Origin of the sequence: Nitrincola iocasae, assembly GCF_008727795.1 — a bacterium.
Lineage (GTDB): Bacteria > Pseudomonadota > Gammaproteobacteria > Pseudomonadales > Balneatricaceae > Nitrincola > Nitrincola iocasae.
The window spans coordinates 2,232,984-2,250,758 of the sequence record NZ_CP044222.1; the positions used below are offsets into that span (position 1 = coordinate 2,232,984).

General features: G+C 46.9%; 17 protein-coding genes. 15 read left to right on the forward strand and 2 right to left on the reverse strand.

The window, feature by feature from the left end:
* Positions 1–47 precede the first annotated feature (47 nt).
* Positions 48–530, reverse strand: coding sequence for a hypothetical protein (locus tag F5I99_RS10290; protein ID WP_151055719.1), 483 nt, complete (start codon positions 528–530; stop codon positions 48–50).
* Positions 530–1,435 (reverse strand): NAD synthetase, encoded by a 906-nt coding sequence (locus tag F5I99_RS10295; protein WP_151055720.1) that lies wholly within the window; start codon positions 1,433–1,435, stop codon positions 530–532. The genes F5I99_RS10290 and F5I99_RS10295 overlap by 1 nt, the downstream gene beginning before the upstream one ends.
* Positions 1,436–1,591: 156 nt before the next feature.
* Between F5I99_RS10295 and hrpB the strand changes: the two genes are divergently transcribed.
* The 15 genes from hrpB (at position 1,592) to F5I99_RS10370 (ending at position 17,763) form a co-directional block, all read left to right on the forward strand.
* Entirely contained in the window at positions 1,592–4,090 is a 2,499-nt protein-coding gene (gene hrpB, locus F5I99_RS10300) for an ATP-dependent helicase HrpB (RefSeq protein WP_225307371.1), read from the forward strand.
* 331 nt (positions 4,091–4,421) lie between these two features.
* A complete protein-coding gene (locus F5I99_RS10305; protein WP_151055722.1) occupies positions 4,422–4,922 on the forward strand; it encodes a GNAT family N-acetyltransferase in 501 nt (166 codons plus the stop codon).
* An 85-nt stretch (positions 4,923–5,007) separates the two neighbouring features.
* The gene (locus tag F5I99_RS10310) at positions 5,008–5,571 is read left to right on the forward strand and encodes a hypothetical protein (protein ID WP_151055724.1); all 564 of its coding nucleotides are present in this window, start codon (positions 5,008–5,010) and stop codon (positions 5,569–5,571) included.
* 173 nt (positions 5,572–5,744) lie between these two features.
* Positions 5,745–5,996 carry a type II toxin-antitoxin system Phd/YefM family antitoxin gene (locus F5I99_RS10315; protein WP_151055726.1) on the forward strand — a complete coding sequence of 84 codons (252 nt, stop codon included), beginning with the start codon at positions 5,745–5,747 and terminating at the stop codon, positions 5,994–5,996.
* Positions 5,986–6,270, forward strand: coding sequence for a type II toxin-antitoxin system RelE family toxin (locus tag F5I99_RS10320; RefSeq protein WP_151055728.1), 285 nt, complete (start codon positions 5,986–5,988; stop codon positions 6,268–6,270). The genes F5I99_RS10315 and F5I99_RS10320 overlap by 11 nt, the downstream gene beginning before the upstream one ends.
* Before the next feature lie 87 nt (positions 6,271–6,357).
* Positions 6,358–6,624, forward strand: a complete 267-nt coding sequence (locus tag F5I99_RS10325) for a hypothetical protein (RefSeq protein ID WP_191905833.1) — start codon at positions 6,358–6,360, stop codon at positions 6,622–6,624.
* A 107-nt stretch (positions 6,625–6,731) separates the two neighbouring features.
* Positions 6,732–7,049, forward strand: a complete 318-nt coding sequence (locus tag F5I99_RS10330; RefSeq protein ID WP_151055732.1) for a DNA binding protein — start codon at positions 6,732–6,734, stop codon at positions 7,047–7,049.
* Positions 7,050–7,129: 80 nt separating this feature from the next.
* The gene (locus F5I99_RS10335) at positions 7,130–7,495 is read left to right on the forward strand and encodes a hypothetical protein (protein WP_151055734.1); all 366 of its coding nucleotides are present in this window, start codon (positions 7,130–7,132) and stop codon (positions 7,493–7,495) included.
* 216 nt (positions 7,496–7,711) lie between these two features.
* Positions 7,712–8,857: an ABC-three component system protein gene (locus F5I99_RS10340; protein ID WP_151055736.1), complete on the forward strand. Its 1,146-nt coding sequence runs from the start codon at positions 7,712–7,714 to the stop codon at positions 8,855–8,857.
* A 10-nt stretch (positions 8,858–8,867) separates the two neighbouring features.
* Positions 8,868–9,371, forward strand: coding sequence for a three component ABC system middle component (locus tag F5I99_RS10345; protein WP_151055738.1), 504 nt, complete (start codon positions 8,868–8,870; stop codon positions 9,369–9,371).
* A 5-nt stretch (positions 9,372–9,376) separates the two neighbouring features.
* Positions 9,377–11,368: a DUF3732 domain-containing protein gene (locus F5I99_RS10350; RefSeq protein ID WP_225307653.1), complete on the forward strand. Its 1,992-nt coding sequence runs from the start codon at positions 9,377–9,379 to the stop codon at positions 11,366–11,368.
* A gap of 1,313 nt (positions 11,369–12,681) precedes the next feature.
* Positions 12,682–13,404, forward strand: coding sequence for an NYN domain-containing protein (locus F5I99_RS10355; RefSeq protein ID WP_151055742.1), 723 nt, complete (start codon positions 12,682–12,684; stop codon positions 13,402–13,404).
* A gap of 375 nt (positions 13,405–13,779) precedes the next feature.
* Complete coding sequence (locus F5I99_RS10360) at positions 13,780–15,336, forward strand: type I restriction-modification system subunit M (RefSeq protein ID WP_151055744.1); 1,557 nt, start codon at positions 13,780–13,782, stop codon at positions 15,334–15,336.
* Positions 15,333–16,586 carry a restriction endonuclease subunit S gene (locus F5I99_RS10365; protein WP_151055746.1) on the forward strand — a complete coding sequence of 418 codons (1,254 nt, stop codon included), beginning with the start codon at positions 15,333–15,335 and terminating at the stop codon, positions 16,584–16,586. Before F5I99_RS10360 ends, F5I99_RS10365 begins: the two co-directional genes overlap by 4 nt.
* A 1-nt stretch (position 16,587) precedes the next feature.
* Complete coding sequence (locus F5I99_RS10370; protein ID WP_151055748.1) at positions 16,588–17,763, forward strand: AAA family ATPase; 1,176 nt, start codon at positions 16,588–16,590, stop codon at positions 17,761–17,763.
* Positions 17,764–17,775 lie beyond the last annotated feature (12 nt).

Here is a 17,775-nt window from a genome sequence, read left to right on the forward strand (position 1 = left end):
TAACAGTTTGCAGCCTCCCCCGAACGCACAAAACACCTCTATAAATTTTACTTTTTTCTTCTATTCCAGCGATAGTGCCCCCAAGCAACCTCTTGAAAATCAAGAAATTCAAGGTATTTTTCTGATAAATATATCTGGTGTGCCAGAAGGCCTAGCGCAAGCCCAACAGCAGCAAATACCGCTGTAGAAACATCGCCTAAAATCAAGGCCACAATATTTCCAACGACTAACACCGACATACATATGCGATTATATTTAAGTAGAAGGCCGTAGCAAAAGACTGACCCCCTTGTCACCATAAAGCTTAGATGAGACAAAACAAACCCCAAAGCTACGATAACCCCCAACTCAATAAATGCCACATTTTCAGTTTGAGCATCCAGTTTTAAAAAATATATTATTATTTCGCCTGTACAGAATACGCAAAAAATCATTAACATCACTGCCGCGATAAAATGCCAAGTCCCTATTGGGAGTATTTTATACTCTGGCATCGGTTTAGAGGGACGTTTAAGCTGACGTTTAAACATTACTCCTCCCTAACAATGGCTATGGCCAACAATTTGATATTGCCTCCAATTGCACTACCGGTGAAACTAAGGCCAGCACCCAGTGCATCTTTGATCTGTAAGAGAGTTGTATTACGCAGTGCAGCATTGGAGTATCGGCGCTCAATTTGACCTGATCGCTCCATTACTTTCAACGTTCGATTAGAAATACCTGGCGCATTAGCTCGTGCGATTTCTCGTGAAAGCCGTCTCCGCTCTTGACGACTAAGCCCTTCTAAGGTTTTTCGAATCGGAATACCGTTAGCTTTAAGCAATTTTATTCCTTTGATAGTCACTAAACCCGCCGCAGTTGCGCCCGCTAATGAAATCACATCCAGAGCCATCATGGTATTTTGATACCACTCCTCACTGTCCATATCATCATTTCGCTGAGGTTCTATCTGTTCATTGTAAGTACGTCTTGCACCAATCAGACATTGTGCGGTACTAGCAGAAGCAGCCCCATAGGCCATTGCAGTTAAAATGCCAGACGCACCACCGGTGAAGGTTACTGCAACTCCAGATGAAACTAATACCAACCACCCAAGCACAGCCGCACCACAAGCAAGCGTCGTACCAGTGGCTTCATAAACTAAACGATTTTCTCGATTGTTATCTCTTACTTCAGCAACATAAGCGTCAGCAGTGTAATGTCTTGGTGGTTCACGAAGAACTACATTGACGGGCTTAAATGAACAAATGGGTTCGAACTCTCGTAAGATGACTACTGTTCCACGATTATCGATAAAGATAACACCCGCACCAATAAGGTCTGGATCTTCATCGATAACTTTGAAAAGTTTCTGTTCATCTAAAGTAACGGACAAGCGGTTGCGCAATGCGCGTTGATCAAATGATGTTTGAATTGGAAACAGAGATGTTGTCACGATCGACTCCTTATCCTTGGAATTTATAAATATCGCACTGGCTGATGGGTAAAGCTTAGCCGGACAATATATTAGAACATCTATTTGAAAATGTAAAAGCACGCGCAGAACCTCTATCATGCTAGGATTCTGCTTTTATATGAATTTGTTTTGTGAGTGAATACTTTGAACCCGCTGCCAATCGACGATGTATTACCTGCCCTGCGCCAGTCGCTAGCGCAACCGGGTGCGGTGTTGCTCAGTGCGGCACCGGGCGCAGGTAAAACCACGCGGGTGCCGCTGGCGCTATTGGACGAGCCTTGGCTGAATGGGCAGCGGATTGTGATGTTGGAGCCTCGGCGCATCGCGGCACGTCATGCGGCACAGTTTATGGCGCAGCAACTGGGTGAGTCGGTCGGACAGCGCGTGGGCTATCGCATTCGTCTGGATACCCGCGTGAGTGCGCAGACCCGTATTGAAGTGGTAACCGAAGGGGTGCTGACGCGGCTGTTGCAGGATGATCCGGAGCTTAGCGGTATCGGGCTGGTGATCTTTGATGAATTCCACGAGCGCAATCTGCATGCTGACCTGGCCCTGGCGCTGACGCATCAATGCCAGCAACTGTTACGCCCCGATCTGCGTCTGCTGATCATGTCAGCCACGCTGGATGAACAGACCCTCACCGAGGCGCTGGATGCTCCCTTACTGGTGAGCGAGGGGCGCAGTTTTCCGGTCGATATTCACTATCAGCCGCTGCTGAATGCCAATCAATCCATAATCGAACACACCGCCCGGGTGATACGCCAGGCGCTGCAGCATGACGGTGATATGCTGGTGTTTCTGCCGGGTGTCCGCGAGATTAAGCAGGTGCAGCAGGCACTGAGCGATCTGCCGCCAACGACTCATATCTTACCGCTGCACGGCCAGCTGAATGATGCCGAGCAGAAAGCCGCCCTCACCCCCGCGCCAAGCGGTCAGCGTAAAGTGATTCTGACAACCAATATTGCCGAGAGCTCGCTGACGGTCGACGGGGTGCGGATCGTGGTAGATTCCGGTCTGGAGCGGCGCAGTGTGTTTCATCTGTCCAGCGGACTGAATACCCTGACCACCCGCCAGATCTCCCGTGCGTCGGCCACCCAGCGCTGTGGCCGTGCCGGACGTCAGGCACCCGGCGTCTGTTACCGTCTGTGGCCGCAGCAACAGCATGAACGCCTGGATGCCCATATCCGCGCCGAGATCCTCGACACTGACCTCGCCCCGCTACGGCTGACCTTACTGCAGTGGGGCGCCGAGGCCGATGAACTCTTCTGGCTGACACCGCCCCCCAGCGCCGCCCTGCAACAAGCCGGTGATCTGCTCGGGCAACTGGGCATGCTGAACGCCGAAGGCAGCGGCCTTAGCGACCATGGCAACGCCTGCGCCCGACTGGGGATCGAGCCGCGCTGGGCACACGCGCTGTTATCGGCGCATGCACTGGGACATGGCCAGCACGCCTGCACCCTGGTGGCGCTGATACAGGAATGGCCCGCCACCCGACGCGGCAGCGATGATCTGCTCAGACTGCTGTCCCAGGCCAAACAGCAGCGCGCGATCTGGCAGCAACGCATTCAACCCCTGGCACAGAACCTCTGGCGCACCCTGCAAGGCCTTACGCCAGAAGCCAGCCGCACGGCAATTAATGCAGACGACCTGCCCGCCCTGCTGCTGGCACTGGCCTTTCCGGATCGCATCGCCAAACGCCGGGATCAGCGCGACGGCTTTCTGCTCAGCAATGGCCGAGGCGCCGAATGCAGCCTGGAATCGGATCTCCCCCAGGCCGACTGGCTCGCCTGCACCGACCTGAGCGTCCACCCGCAACGCACGGTGATACGCCTGGCCGCCGAACTCTCCGCCAGCGCCCTAGCCTCACTGGAGCAGATCGCGCCACAACTCTTCAGCGAACGCACCGAAATCGGCTGGCAGGACTCAGGACAGTTCATCGCCCAACGCCATCAACAACTCGGCCAGATACGCCTGCGCAGCCAACGCCTGCCAAAGCTAACTGCCGAACAATGGCAAGCCGCCTGGCAAGACACCATCCAGCAACAAGGCCTCAACTGCCTGCCCTGGTCAGACGATGCACTCAACCTGCGCGCACGCATGGCGCTGATGCACCAGCATACCGGCGCACCCTGGCCAGATGTCAGCGATACGGCGCTGTTGCACAATGGACTCGACTGGCTACTGCCCTACCTGCACAACGCCCGACACCAACGCGACCTGGACAAAGTCGATACCCACAGCGCCCTGCGTAACCTGCTCAGTTGGGAACACCAGCAACAACTGGATAAACAGCTACCGACCCACCTGAGCGTACCCAGCGGCTCACGCATCGCCATCGACTACACCCAACAACCGCCGGTACTGGCAGTCAAACTCCAGGAAATGTTCGGCTACCAGGACCAACCCAGCGTTCTAAACGGCAAAGTCCCGCTACTCATCCACCTGCTCTCCCCCGCACGCCGCCCGCTGCAAGTCACCGCCGACCTGCCCCACTTCTGGCGAAACGCCTATACCGAAGTCCGCAAAGAAATGCGAGGCCGCTACCCAAAGCATCCCTGGCCTGAAGACGCACTCAGCGCTGAAGCCACCCGTTTGACCAAAGCAGCCTTGCAACGCCGCAGCGGTCCTGTTTAAATCACACACAGACAATCAGGGAACACTTACTGCTGTGATGGTGCACGGGCTGGGCGGTAGCGTGTCTGAGGGTATGCATTTTCTTCTTTTTTATGCTGGCAGGAGGCTGTTGAAGTGCTTCACGGGATTATTACCTTTTTCTGGTGCCCCGTGTTGAGCTGGATACCTTTTAGGGAAATGTGCTGAATGGCTTACATAAAAAAGTCTATTTATATCAAGTTACTAGAAAATTCATTGACTAAGGCCAAGTTATAAAGGTATACCCTCTAATAAATATTATGAGGTCGAAGACCTCATTAACAGACTGTTATACTTTTTGGAGTACTAACCATTGTTAGAGTATAGAAAAGCTATTGTCGAAGAAATTGATGAACTTAAGAAAATTCTTTGGAAATATGGGCCTAATGAGTGGAATTATTTGACCCGAGAAGGCGTCAACGAAGAGTTTGCCCTTGTAGAACAAGGGTATGCTCAAGCGATTGTTGCAACTGAGGGATCAGAGGTTGTCGGGTTTTCTGTTCTAATCGAAGGTTCATTAAGCCCCCAATACCTTAGCAAGTACTGCTCTTTGAATAATATGTTGTTTATAGGAGATGTAGTCGTTTCATCACTACATTCAGGAAAAGGTATTGCCACGCAACTATTAAAAGAATGTTTAGCAGAAGCACAAAGAAAAAACGTCAATACTGTTTTAATAGAAAGGCATGAAGAAAATCTCGCTTCAGCTGGAATGATGAGAAAGGCAGGCTTTAACATTATCGATACTTTTCACGATCCTGAAAAAAGAACAGTAGGGTCACAAAATAGCGTAATACTTGAGTTCGAAATATAACAATTCGCGTCACTCGGATGGCCTTTACGCCGCTTCGCTCTGTAAAGGTCACCGGTGCGCTCCGCGTTAGGCGGTCACGTAGCACATGCAAATCCTTGAGTTCCTAGAAAAGACAATTTCCGAGCTCTCTGCAAAACGAGTGGCGGTCATTTGTGCCGCGCTTGCGGTAGGAATTATTGGCATCGTTTCCTACGAATTGACGACTTCTACATTCCGACTGGATAAGTATCAAAAAGCCGCAGATTTGCTTTCCTCATTGGAGCCACTTCTCGAGTCCAGAAATGAGACCGTAAGATCCTCCGCCCAAGAAATGGCGGCAAACGTGAAGAGCATTTTGCTCAACGAGCCTGGAGAGAGCTTTGGCCTCACTTCCGACCAGCATAGGATAGCGTTAGTAATTTTGATGAGTGTTCCTTGGATAATCCTGTCCTTCGTTGGAATTATCGAGAAGTTCAAGGGCGATCCGGATTGGGCGTACGGACTAGTTGGCTGTTTGTTCCTTGCTTTTCTTTTCGGATTTGCGAGTTACTACGTTCCTTCTGATTTACATTGGTTTTATCGGTATGTGGCGATTCCTTTTGTCACCTATGCGGTCGCTCTAAGTCTCTTTTATGCGGTTTCGGACGATGATGAGAAAAACAACGCCTAACAAACCGTTCCTGAGCGACAAAAGTATGTCGTCATGCCTTTTGCAAAGAACGCAAAAGCCACGCCAACATACTTTCGCGCCAGAACAGGAGCGTTATGCCTACAAGCTCGTAGCGCCTAGCAGTAAAATGAGCTAAAATATGACCATAATTTAGATCTAAATTGAGGTTTTTTATGCGTCAGGTATTAGCGGACTTTTCTGTAAGTATTTCAGAATTAAAGAAAAACCCTTCAGCCTTGCTTACTCAGGCAAGTGGTTCACCTATAGCGGTGCTAAATCACAACAAACCTGCAGCCTACCTGATTCCAGCGGAAACCTACGAGGCTCTGATGGATATGCTCGAAGACTATGAATTGGCGCAGCTTGTTGAGGAGCGTCGTGGCGACAAAGATCAAGCTATAACGGTGTCGCTGGATGACTTATAAGCTGCGATTTCTTCCAGCTGCGCTTAAGGAATGGGAAAAGCTTGCTGCCCCGATCAGGAGCCAATTCAAGAAAAAGCTGGCGGAGCGATTGGAAAATCCCAGAGTGCCTGCTGATAAGTTAAGTGGCTATGAATCCGTGTACAAAATTAAACTTCGCTCTGCTGGATACCGGTTAGCCTATGAGGTTGTTGACGATGAGCTGTTCGTGTATGTGCTTGCCGTAGGCAAGCGGGAAAAGGGCAAGGTTTACTCGTCTCTCAAAAAGCGAACCTGACATGAAGCAGAGCAGGCATAACAAACGGTTGCAACAGGCGCAGTTTTACTGCGCTGTTGAACACGGGCGTTATGAGTGCTCAACGAGGTGCCAGCATTGATTCATAACTGCTCTTCCTGTTCGCTTGCTGAGATATGGTTTGAAGAAGATGGATCCGATGTTTATCTAAACCTGAATAGGGTGGCGACAGAGGAAGATCTTGAAAGCAACCATTGCCTTGAGTACGAGGGGCAGGCCATTGAGACTGTTCAGATTCAGGTGGCATTCTGCCCTTACTGCGGCCAAAAGCTTGCAAGCGGTAAGAAGGTCGTTGTTCCACAGTTCCAGCACTACAATTTTGGTGGCGGGAAGTGAACACTCATAACCAGGCCAGTCACGGCGACGGCTACTCGATTGCGGCTTCGCCTCCATTCCGTAGCCGCGCGTGCTGAGCGGCGTTAAAGGTCAGGGAGAAAAAGAAGTTGAAGTACAGGTCGGTAAAGCTCAACGAAAACAGTTTTAAGAACAACTATATTCTTCTTACGGAAATTATGGATTTTTTTCCACCGGAGCTTATCGGTGGTTCGAACAAAGTAGAGTCAGCAGAGGAGGCCACTCTTTACATTGGTGTTTGTGAGCCCGTTAAAGCTGACATTGATGGAGCAAAAAAATTTTTTAGAGTGCGAGGCCCTTTAACTCGACGCTTTTTCGAAGCTCATGAGCTGAAGCCTGGCGATGAGGTGATATTTGAGCGGGTTGGTCACCATGAATACCATTTGTATCCCCGCAGAAACCTTTAACCAATCAATTAAACCGACGTGCACTGCTGCGCAGCACACGCGGTTTATTTCCGCGTTAGGCAACATAATGGAGACGTACTATGCAGAAGTATATCGAGTTACCAAAAAAGGATGTTGGAGCCAAGGTGGAAAATGAATGGTATGCAATATGTCAGAAAAAACAGTTCCCTTTCATTACATTGAAAAGCAGAACCAAGTTGGCCGACGTGCATTGGGACTATATAACTTATCCAACGAATGAAGATGGCATTCTTAATGACCTCAAAGGAAAGCTTAGGGATGATGCTTTAGAAATATTCAGGAAGTACGCCGATAAGCGTTCTGAATACAGGGGTAATGATCATCTAGTATGGTTCAAGGATTTAGAAATTGAAAAAGCCAAGCTCGCAGCTGAAGAGCTATACGATCTTGTGGTTTGCTATATTGATGGGCATAAAAAAGCGTAAGCCTAACAAAGTGGTGTTGTTCACCGCTATCGCGGCTGGGACCTCCGCTACGCTAGCGCTTCGTTCCGGCCCCAAACCACGGCGTTATACGATGCGGAGTAAGTCTACTTTCTACCCAAAGCACACGTTAATTAAGTAGACTGACCAGCGTTTGAGCCGAAAGTATAGGCTTTAAGATGTCGACAAATATGTGAAAAAGACTAAAGGATGTTTCATATGCCTACCGCAGCAGGACAATTGCTAGGTTATCAGCTCCAGCTCCAGCGGGCACTGGTTCACTTGCTGCAATCTGGGCGAGGATCGTCTGTAAGCGTTGAAGTTACCGGTGACGTCGCGGTAATGCTCAGCAACGGGGGTAAACTCGAAGAAGAAGACAAGTCGTCCTTGAGTAGTAACCCAGTTACTAATAAATCAACCGACCTCTGGAAAACTTTCTATAACTGGATTAATGCGCTGAATGATGGTTCGATACATTTCGAGAGAACAAAATTCATTTTATATGCTAACCACAAGGGTAACAAAGGAATTGTCGATGCATTATCAGATGCTCAACGTCCTGAGGAAATAACTAAATGTATTGGAGAAGTAGAAAGCCTATTCGAATCTCTAGAATCGATCCACCCCATCCATTCGTATCTTTCACATATTCTGGGCCATAAAGATGCTTTTAGAGCGATAGTCGGCTCTTTTGAATTTATCGTCGGCAGTAAAACGGGTAGTGAGGAGATTCATCAGGTTCTATCAGAAATAATTTTAGTATCACAGCATCATGTCGACTATTTACATGATGAATTACTTGGCTGGGTAACAAATTCTTTGATGGACAGGATTGCCGCCAATAAACCCGCTATTATATCGTGGGAGGAATATCAGAAAAAGTTTGTGGTGCTGTTTGAAAGAGTTAGGGTAAGGGAGTTAATCGACTTCACGAAGGAGTATGCAGCCGACCACAAGGAGGTTCAGGAACAGTTTAAAGAATATCCAAAATATTTGAAGCAACTACAGATAATTGATATTGAAGACCATGAACAAGTTTCGGCAGTATCCGATTTCCTTCGTAGGAAAATAAATGCGGATAAATGGATAGAGAGCGAGTTGATAGACGAAGCTTCCGCTCAGGAGTTCGAAGAAAGCCTGAAAAGCTATTGGCACAGCACGATTAAAAAGCTCTCTATTACCGAAAAATCACTAAAGCCTGAAGAACGCGGGCAGCTTCTTTACCACGATTGCAAGGTAAGGCAGGCAACAATAGGAAATCAGCCGGTTCTTTCTCATTTTGTTCGTGGAACTTATCATAATCTTACAAATGAAAATGAAATAGGGTGGCATGAATCATGGAACGATTTATTGAAAGACAGGTAGCAGGTGAGTTATGAGCAATCTCGTTGAAGAAATTAGAGTCTGGAATACCCCGGTTGTCGGATCCTACGTTCTTTGGCGATTTACACAAGGCTATACAGATCATCACCCCAAAGGTCACTCCCCCGTCCTTTTGCTACATTTTCTTGCATCTGCAATTTTAACAAACAAGCGTCTCAGCGATCCCGTCACTAACCGCAGAAAGGACCTTGCGTCCTATGCGCGAAGCTTCACCGACAAAAAGGATGTCGATCTTTTCCTTTCGATTCATCATCGCGTGAACAATACGAAATTCTATACCTTAAGTTCGATCGACCTGGCGATTCAGCATGGTCTGCTGTTTCTCAATCTTGAGGATGGCTGCCTTTATCCTAAAAACCTTTTGCAGAAGCCGAGTAGGGGTATGGCTCCCAAGCCAAGTGTCAAATCTTTGGGCGATAAAGCAGAAACATTAGGTAAGTGGTTTTCAGCCTACTCGGTGAGCCAGGTATCTACATTATTAAAGGTGGTCTTATAGTGAATATGAAGATAAGGAAGTTGATTATCTGGCCGAAAAATTCTGTTTTTCCGCCAAGAGAAGTGAAGTTTGAGCTTGACAAGGTTAATGTTATCACTGGAGCGTCACGCACAGGAAAATCGGCAATAATACCGATCATTGATTACTGCCTTGGTTCCAGTTCATGCAGTATTCCTATTGACACAATTAGAGACTATGTATCCTGGTATGGTGTCATACTCCAACTTGGTCAGGATCAGATACTTATCGCGAGGAAAGTTCCAACTGGCAGCAAGCCATCTGATGACTTTTACTACTATAAAGGAACGAGCGTTACGATTCCGCCGGTGCTGGAAGATAAAAATGCTTCGACTGAGGATGTTAAACACTCATTGAATGAACTTGCCCTGCTGCCGTATTTCAGTCTCGATCCAGACGAAGCACCACAAAACAGTTTTAAAGCTCGTCTGAGCATTCGTGATCTGATGGGCTTTGTATTTCAAACACAGGATATTGTCGCTAACCAGAATATTCTGTTCTACAAAACTCACGCTCATGAACATCGCGAAAAATTACGGACTTGGTTTCCTTTTATTCTTGGCGCGGAGAACTTGGAGGTTTTGAAGGCTCGACAGCGAATGCAGGTGCTTGAGCGGAAGCTAAATAGATTGCGGCGGGAGCTTGAGAAAGAGCGCGCGATTTCAAAAGAGTGGAAGTCAAATATATTTGGACATCTCATGACGGCGGTCGATTACGGGCTGGTCAACGCTCAATTTTCTCAATCTGACGATCCTGAGAGACTTCTTGGGCTCGGTAAGGAACTGATTGAGAGGAGCCCGGACAGACCACGTATCGGCGAAGGTCAGATTCAGGCATCAAATGAAGAACTCATAAAGCTTGATGCTCATGACGATGATTTAGCTTCCCATATTGCGCAGATAAAGAACCGTCTTGAGGAGGTAAAAAGATTAAAGGTCGGTTTTACAGATTACGGTTCCGTTGCCAGGAAGAAAGCTGACCGACTTCACCTTTCTAGATGGCTGACAGATGTAGCGCAACAGACTGAAACTTGCCCCGTATGTGGTGAGTCCAGTCATCCCAACGCGCTTAACGAAATCAACAAAATTTCAGCCGTTCTTGAAGAATATGAAAATGAAGCGAGTAAATTCCAGGTCATTCCCACCACTTTTGACAGGGAAGAACAGCGGCTTAAGCAAGACTTGGAGGACGTATTAGAGCAAAGGAACTCGCTTCAAGAACGATATGACTGGCTTATACAGAAAGACGAGCAGGCCCGGCACAGCTTTTATAGAAACAAAGAGATGTATATCTTTCTCGGCCATTTCCGTTCCTCGCTGGAGCGGTTCGAAAAGCTCATTGAAGGCGGCCACCTAGAAAACCAAGTTCAGGAGCTACAGGACGAGTATGATCAATTGAAACCGCTGGTAAATGAAGCAGCTATTTTAAGAAGGGCAGATACCGCGACCGATAAAATAGCAGAGCTTATGCTCTCCTACCTTCAGCACCTTGACGTCGAAGAAAAATACAGGCAATCCAGACCAAAAGTTGACATCAAGGAGCTGGCCATCAAAGTACGGGGGAATGAAGGTGAGTGGCACTTCCTTGCTGAAGTCGGTAGCGCTTCGAATTGGGTTTCCTTTCATATAGCAGCTATGTGCGCATTTCAGGAGTTTTTTGCCAGCTTGCCCGGCTCAAGTGTCCCTAGTTTTGTCATCTTCGATCAGCCAAGTCAGGTTTACTTTCCCAAAGTTACACTGGTTGAAGGCGGTGAGAAGGAAGAAGACTTCAAGAATTACGAGGATGAAGACTTTCACGCAGTTAAGAAGATATTTAAAACCTTGTCAGAAACCTTCTCAAAACCAGATGCTTCCTGGCAGTTTATAGTTCTTGATCATGCGGATAAGGCTATATACGGAGATATTGAAAATGTTCACGAAGTCGATGAATGGCGGGAGGGGAGAAAACTCATACCGACAGAATGGTATACCGAGGTATAGAACATGCTGGGTTCTTTTGTTCTCATAAGGCTTGTAGTGAGCTGTGATAAATCGTTAAATGCTATCAGAGAAGCCATGTTAAATTCATAATTAGAGCTATAGTAGGGTACCTAACGGATGGGTTACCAGATTTAGCTGGTAACCCATTTGTCAAGATAGAGTAAGTAACAACTAGTCCGGTGTAGAGCGATAGTGCTCTTTCACTGTTACTTTTCTCTTTTTGTCACCCACGGTTCTTTTGTGCTCCGGCACGTGCACTTTCTTCTTACCATCTTTAGTTTTAGCCATTGCAGCCCCCTATCTCAATGAGAAATAACTGTATACTAAATAGACATAAATCATTATACGGGTATTTATCGTCCCTACAACCACTATATGTAGTGTTAACTGTATTTTATCAGCATCCGGTGCAATGAAGCTGATGCATGCTTAATTACACACAGCCAACTCTCAAACTGACTCAGCATAAACTCACATTTCTTGCAAATATACCGTCAATTGCACTTCTCGACTCAGCGTAGCTGATTAAGGCTATTGGATAATTTCTGCGGCTTTTTTCGGAATATGAAACTGTTTCCGATGGAACGCCAAACTGCAACCAACACATGGGTATGGTAGCGCTGGTTCTCGAAAACGTAAAAGCAACAAAAGATTGCTCGGTGTCAATGGCCATTAACACTCGGTTTACACCGAAACGCAGAGCCAGGGTGAATGCCCTGTGGTTTATGCACTGTATGGTTCATCGCTTGATAAGATTGTGACTCAAGCTCAATACCGGTATTGAGCTGCATCATATGCCACCAAGCTGTGGCTTGATAGCCTAGTCTAGTAAATCTCTGCTGTTTAAATGAGTTAAGCTATTCACTGACTAGAGCCGTACATAATTATCGAGTAACTGTTGATGTAGGAGGTTTCGATTTCAAAATTTACAATTCGACTGGCTTGCTAGGCAGAGAACATGAAAAAACGACCATTCATCTTTATCTGATCATCAAACGAGACAGAATACCCGGCATAAATTTCGGCTGTTAGAGCAGGATGGACAGCTGTCAAGTGGGCTCAGAGTTTTTTGGGAAAGAAGGTAGAGGAGGTTTCCGTGTGTGTTTTTGAAAAACTCTGCTGAAGACCCGGTCCTTATTGTCTTCGTATTAGGAGCAGAACTACATCAGAGAATACAGAAATATTAAACATTTTAAGACCCTAACAAAGCAATGTAGCCAACTACGGTAAGTCTCAAACCTTCGTGGCCATCTTTGACGTTATATACCGGCCACCCCAATAGGCTAATTAACCATACAAGGAGCTCCAAAAAAATGGACGATTCAAAACAAAAAATAGCCTTGTTCATCGATGCCGATAACGCCCCTGCCAATAAGTTTGAAGATGTTCTCAGCGAAGTGGCGAAATATGGCGTGGTCACAATCCGAAAAGCTTATGGCAACTGGAAGGCCCCTACTCTGAAGCCCTGGGAAGATCTGTTACACGAGTATGCTATTCAGCCAGTGCAGCAGTATGATCTGACCAAGGGTAAAAACGCCTCAGATATTGCGCTGGTCATTGATGCTATGGATGTGATGTACACCAAAAACATCGATGTCATGTGCTTTGTGTCATCAGACTGTGATTTCACCCCAATGGTCACGCGTGCCCTTGCTGAAGGAAAAGTGGTGCTGGGGTTTGGTGAACGTAAGACCCCTGCTCCCTTCGTGAATGCGTGTTCCAAGTTCCTGTTTTTAGATCAGGAACAAGAGCAGAAACAGAACGGTACGTCACAGTCCAAATCGAAAAACATTAACTCCAATACCAAGCTTATCAGCTTACTGCGCCAGGCAATCGAAGCCACCGAGGAAGACAATGGCTGGGCGGCGCTGGGTCCGGTGGGCTCGCATATTTCCAACAAAACCTCGTTTGATACCCGCAATTACGGTTTTAAGAACCTAAGCAGCCTGTTCAAGGCTAGCGATCTGTTTGAGCTCAAGCGTGGACCGGGAAATTCTTACTTGGTCAGGGACGCGCGCAAGAGTAAATCAGCTTAACGCTTGATCTTATAAGCCACCATATAATCCCCTATCATAGTGCCGACGGAGCCATGGCCACCTGCACCACCTGCTCACCCTGGCTGTTCAGATAGGTGATCGGTGATCATCGGGTCGCCTATTCAGCTTCGTCAAGCTGACTAGCCTGGTGAAAAGGTTCAATGAGTAGCAAGGCCATAAACTCAGACATATTTTTTGTTCGCTACGTTCACTACAAATGCGTCAGCCAAGGCACACAGAGCTATCGCCTCTATTCTTGAGTGGTGCCAGCTAAATATGAACCACTCCACGGCAATAAATGATTAGATTAGTGCGCCTTGGCTCGTATAATACCGAGTTCTATTTCGAGCTAATGACTTTTTAGACAGGAAAACCATGACAAGTACTCAACAACGCGCCGCACTGCAACGCCAGATCTGGCAAATAGCCAATGATGTACGCGGCTCTGTGGATGGCTGGGATTTTAAGCAATACGTACTCGGTACTCTGTTCTATCGGTTTATTAGCGAAAACTTTGCCAGCTACATTGAAGGCGGCGACGAAAGCATCAACTATGCCGAGCTTGGCGATGAGGTAATCACCGACGACATCGAAGATGATGCCATTAAAACCAAGGGCTATTTTATTTTCCCCAGTCAGCTGTTTGTCAATATTGCCAAAGGGGCCAACACCAACGAGAGTTTAAATACGGATCTGGCTAGCATCTTTGCCGACATCGAAAACTCCGCCAACGGCTACCCCTCTGAGCCTGACATCAAAGGTCTGTTTGCTGATTTCGATACCACCAGTAACAGGCTCGGCAATACGGTAAAAGATAAAAACATCCGTTTGGCCGCTGTGCTCAAAGGCGTAGCTGGCTTAGATTTTGGTGATTTTGAAGGTAATCAGATCGACCTGTTTGGTGATGCATACGAATTCCTGATCTCAAACTACGCTGCCAATGCTGGCAAATCCGGTGGTGAGTTTTTCACCCCGCAACATGTATCCCGGCTGATTGCCCAGCTCGCCATGCACGGGCAAACCAGCGTCAACAAAATTTATGATCCAGCCGCTGGGTCTGGCTCCTTATTACTTCAAGCCAAAAGGCATTTTAAAGATCACATTATTGAGGAGGGCTTCTTCGGTCAGGAAATCAACCACACGACCTACAACTTGGCGCGTATGAACATGTTCTTGCACAACATCAATTACGACAAGTTCAATATACAGCTGGGCAACACCCTCACCGACCCGCATTTTGAAGATGACAAACCTTTTGATGCTATTGTTTCCAACCCACCTTACTCGGTTAAGTGGATCGGCTCAGACGACCCAACCCTGATTAACGACGACCGCTTTGCCCCCGCTGGAGTATTAGCGCCCAAATCCAAAGCCGATTTTGCCTTTGTGCTACATGCGCTGAGCTACCTTTCCAGCAAAGGCCGTGCGGCCATTGTCTGCTTCCCTGGTATTTTTTACCGTGGCGGCGCAGAGCAAAAAATTCGTAAATATCTGGTGGATAACAACTTTGTGGAAACGGTGATTTCCCTCGCGCCTAACCTTTTTTATGGTACCACCATCGCCGTCACCATCCTGGTACTGTCCAAACACAAAACCGACACCACTACCCAGTTTATCGATGCCAGTGGCCTGTTTAAAAAAGAAACCAACAATAACACTCTCACCGATGCGCATATCGAACAGATCATGCAAGCGTTTGACAGTAAAGCGAACCTTGAGCACTTTGCTAGATCGGTACCTTTTGAAGACATCGCCACTAACGAATACAACCTATCGGTCAGCAGCTATGTGGAAGCCAAAGACAACCGAGTAGCCATTGATATTACTCAGCTCAATGCCGAGCTAAAAACCACCGTCGCAAGAATCGATCAACTGCGCTCGGAGATTGATGCCATTGTAGCGGAGATTGAAGGCGAAGGGGTTGATGTATGAGCGAGTTGAGCTTTATGGAAAAACTGCTGGATGGCGTTGAGGTAGAGTGGAAGGCATTGAGCGAAGTGGCAGAATATTCACCGACGCGAGTCAATGCTGCTGAACTTGATGCGAGCTCGTTCGTGGGAGTGGATAATCTTGTCGCTGAAAAAGGTGGACGTGTTGATGCAAGCTATCTGCCGAACACTGCCCGCTTGACGGCATATGAGCCAGGAGACATCCTTCTCGGCAATATCCGCCCGTACCTCAAGAAGGTGTGGAAGGCGACCAACTCAGGTGGCTGTAGTGGTGACGTCCTTGTCATACGCATCCTAGGTATGTTCAAACAAGTAGTTGACTCAGATTTTCTCTACTATCTCTTGTCATCAGATGAGTTTTTCTCGTACAGCATGCAGCACGCAAAAGGCGCAAAGATGCCGCGTGGAAACAAAACGGCGATTTTGAATTACCAAATCCCCATCCCATGTCCACAAAACCCGAAAAAATCCCTTGCCATCCAGACTGAAATCGTCCGCATTCTGGACGCATTTACCTCCCTTACAGCCGAGCTTACAGCCGAGCTTACAGCACGCAAAAAACAATACAACTACTACCGTGACCAGTTGTTGAGTTTTAAAGAAGGTGAAGTGGAGTGGAAGACGCTGGGTGACGTAACCAAAAAATGGTACTCAGGTGGGACGCCTACAGCGGGAAGACCGGAATATTACAATTATGGCGAAATCCCATGGTTAAGAACTCAAGAAGTTAAATTTTCAGATATCGATAACACCGAAATAAAGATAACTGAAGCTGCATTGAAAAACTCGGCCGCAAAATGGATTCCTGAAAATTGTGTAATAATTGCGATATCTGGAGCCACAGCAGGTCGATCTGCAATTAATAAAATACCTTTGGCAACCAACCAGCACTGCGGTTGTTTGGAAATCGATAGTGATAAGGCGTTATACCGCTATGTCTTTCATTGGGTAAGTTTAAATTATGAAAACATTAAATCGTTAGGGCAAGGCGCCAGAGGGGACCTTAACTCAAGCATCATAAAAAGCTTCAAGTTGCCTATTCCATATCCTAACGATCCTGAAAAATCGCTAGCCGAACAATCCCGCATCGTTACCATCCTGGATAAATTCGATGCCCTAACCTACTCCATCACCGAAGGCTTGCCTCGCGAAATTGAACTACGCCAAAAGCAATACGAATATTATCGAGATCTGTTGCTGAGTTTCCCGAAATTCGAGGAGGCTACTGCGTAATATGGGCAAGAAGCTGAAAGATATAGCTCATCTTCTGAGCACACCAAGAAATGTTAAGAATAAGAAAACTACCGAGGTTGAGGTAGTAAAGCAAGTTCCAAAAGTACAGCTTATCTATGCTTTCAATGGTACAGGAAAAACGCGCCTTTCTCGGGAGTTTAAGCAGCTGGTCGCGCCAAAATGCACTAATGATGGCGAAGAGTCGCCATTGCCACGTGACAAAATACTCTACTACAACGCCTTTACCGAAGATTTATTTTACTGGGATAACGATTTAGCAAGTGATGTCGAGCCAAAACTGAAAATTCAACCTAACTCATATACTGATTGGTTGCTCACACTGCTTAAAGATCTCGGCCAAGATGGTAATATCGTTAAGTACTTTCAACACTATGCCAATGACAAATTGACCCCGCATTTCAGCGAAGATTTTACCGAGGTGACTTTTTCTCTGGAGCGCGGTGACGATGAGCACTCAGGCAGCCTGAAAATCTCCAAAGGTGAAGAAAGCAATTTTATCTGGAGTATTTTCTACACCCTGCTGGATCAAGTTATTACCATCCTCAATGTCCCCGAACCCGAAGAGCGGGAAACGAACCAGTTTGATCAGTTGGAATATGTGTTTATTGATGACCCAGTGAGTTCTCTGGATGAAAATCACTTGATCGAGCTGGCAGTTAGCTTGGCGGGCTTGATTAAATCCAGTCAGTCTGGTTTGAAATTTATCATCACAACGCACAGCCCGCTGTTCTATAACGTGCTTTTCAATGAACTAAATAGCAAGACCTGCTACCTGCTGGAACGTTTTGAAGATGGTACCTTTTCCCTGACTGAAAAACAGGGCGACTCCAACAAAAGCTTCTCCTATCATCTATATTTAATACAAACCCTTGAACAAGCGGTCGCCGAAAATCAGGTACAAAAATACCACTTTACGCTTTTGCGCAACCTGTATGAAAAAACTGCCAGCTTTCTGGGCTACCCGAAATGGTCTGAACTCTTGCCTGGTGATAAGCAAGCTTATTTGAACCGCATCATTCAATTTACCAGTCATTCAACCTTGTCGAATGACGCAGTTGCCGAACCAACACCGCCTGAGAAGCAGACTGTTAACTTGTTGCTAAATCACTTGAAAAAAGAATATGGCTTTTGGCAGCAGGTAGAAACCAATGATTAAATACGCTGACAC

Excerpts from the sequence above, each read along its gene's own strand:
- F5I99_RS10335 (WP_151055734.1), top strand. The coding sequence starts at position 7,130 with ATGCAGAAGTATATCGAGTTACCAAAAAAGGATGTTGGAGCCAAGGTG.
- F5I99_RS10370 (WP_151055748.1), top strand. The coding sequence starts at position 16,588 with ATGGGCAAGAAGCTGAAAGATATAGCTCATCTTCTGAGCACACCAAGA.
- F5I99_RS10310 (WP_151055724.1), top strand. The coding sequence starts at position 5,008 with ATGCAAATCCTTGAGTTCCTAGAAAAGACAATTTCCGAGCTCTCTGCA.
- F5I99_RS10350 (WP_225307653.1), top strand. The coding sequence starts at position 9,377 with ATGAAGATAAGGAAGTTGATTATCTGGCCGAAAAATTCTGTTTTTCCG.
- F5I99_RS10360 (WP_151055744.1), top strand. The coding sequence starts at position 13,780 with ATGACAAGTACTCAACAACGCGCCGCACTGCAACGCCAGATCTGGCAA.
- F5I99_RS10320 (WP_151055728.1), top strand. The coding sequence starts at position 5,986 with ATGACTTATAAGCTGCGATTTCTTCCAGCTGCGCTTAAGGAATGGGAA.
- F5I99_RS10290 (WP_151055719.1), bottom strand. The coding sequence starts at position 530 with ATGTTTAAACGTCAGCTTAAACGTCCCTCTAAACCGATGCCAGAGTAT.
- F5I99_RS10345 (WP_151055738.1), top strand. The coding sequence starts at position 8,868 with ATGAGCAATCTCGTTGAAGAAATTAGAGTCTGGAATACCCCGGTTGTC.
- F5I99_RS10355 (WP_151055742.1), top strand. The coding sequence starts at position 12,682 with ATGGACGATTCAAAACAAAAAATAGCCTTGTTCATCGATGCCGATAAC.
- F5I99_RS10315 (WP_151055726.1), top strand. The coding sequence starts at position 5,745 with ATGCGTCAGGTATTAGCGGACTTTTCTGTAAGTATTTCAGAATTAAAG.
- F5I99_RS10365 (WP_151055746.1), top strand. The coding sequence starts at position 15,333 with ATGAGCGAGTTGAGCTTTATGGAAAAACTGCTGGATGGCGTTGAGGTA.
- F5I99_RS10340 (WP_151055736.1), top strand. The coding sequence starts at position 7,712 with ATGCCTACCGCAGCAGGACAATTGCTAGGTTATCAGCTCCAGCTCCAG.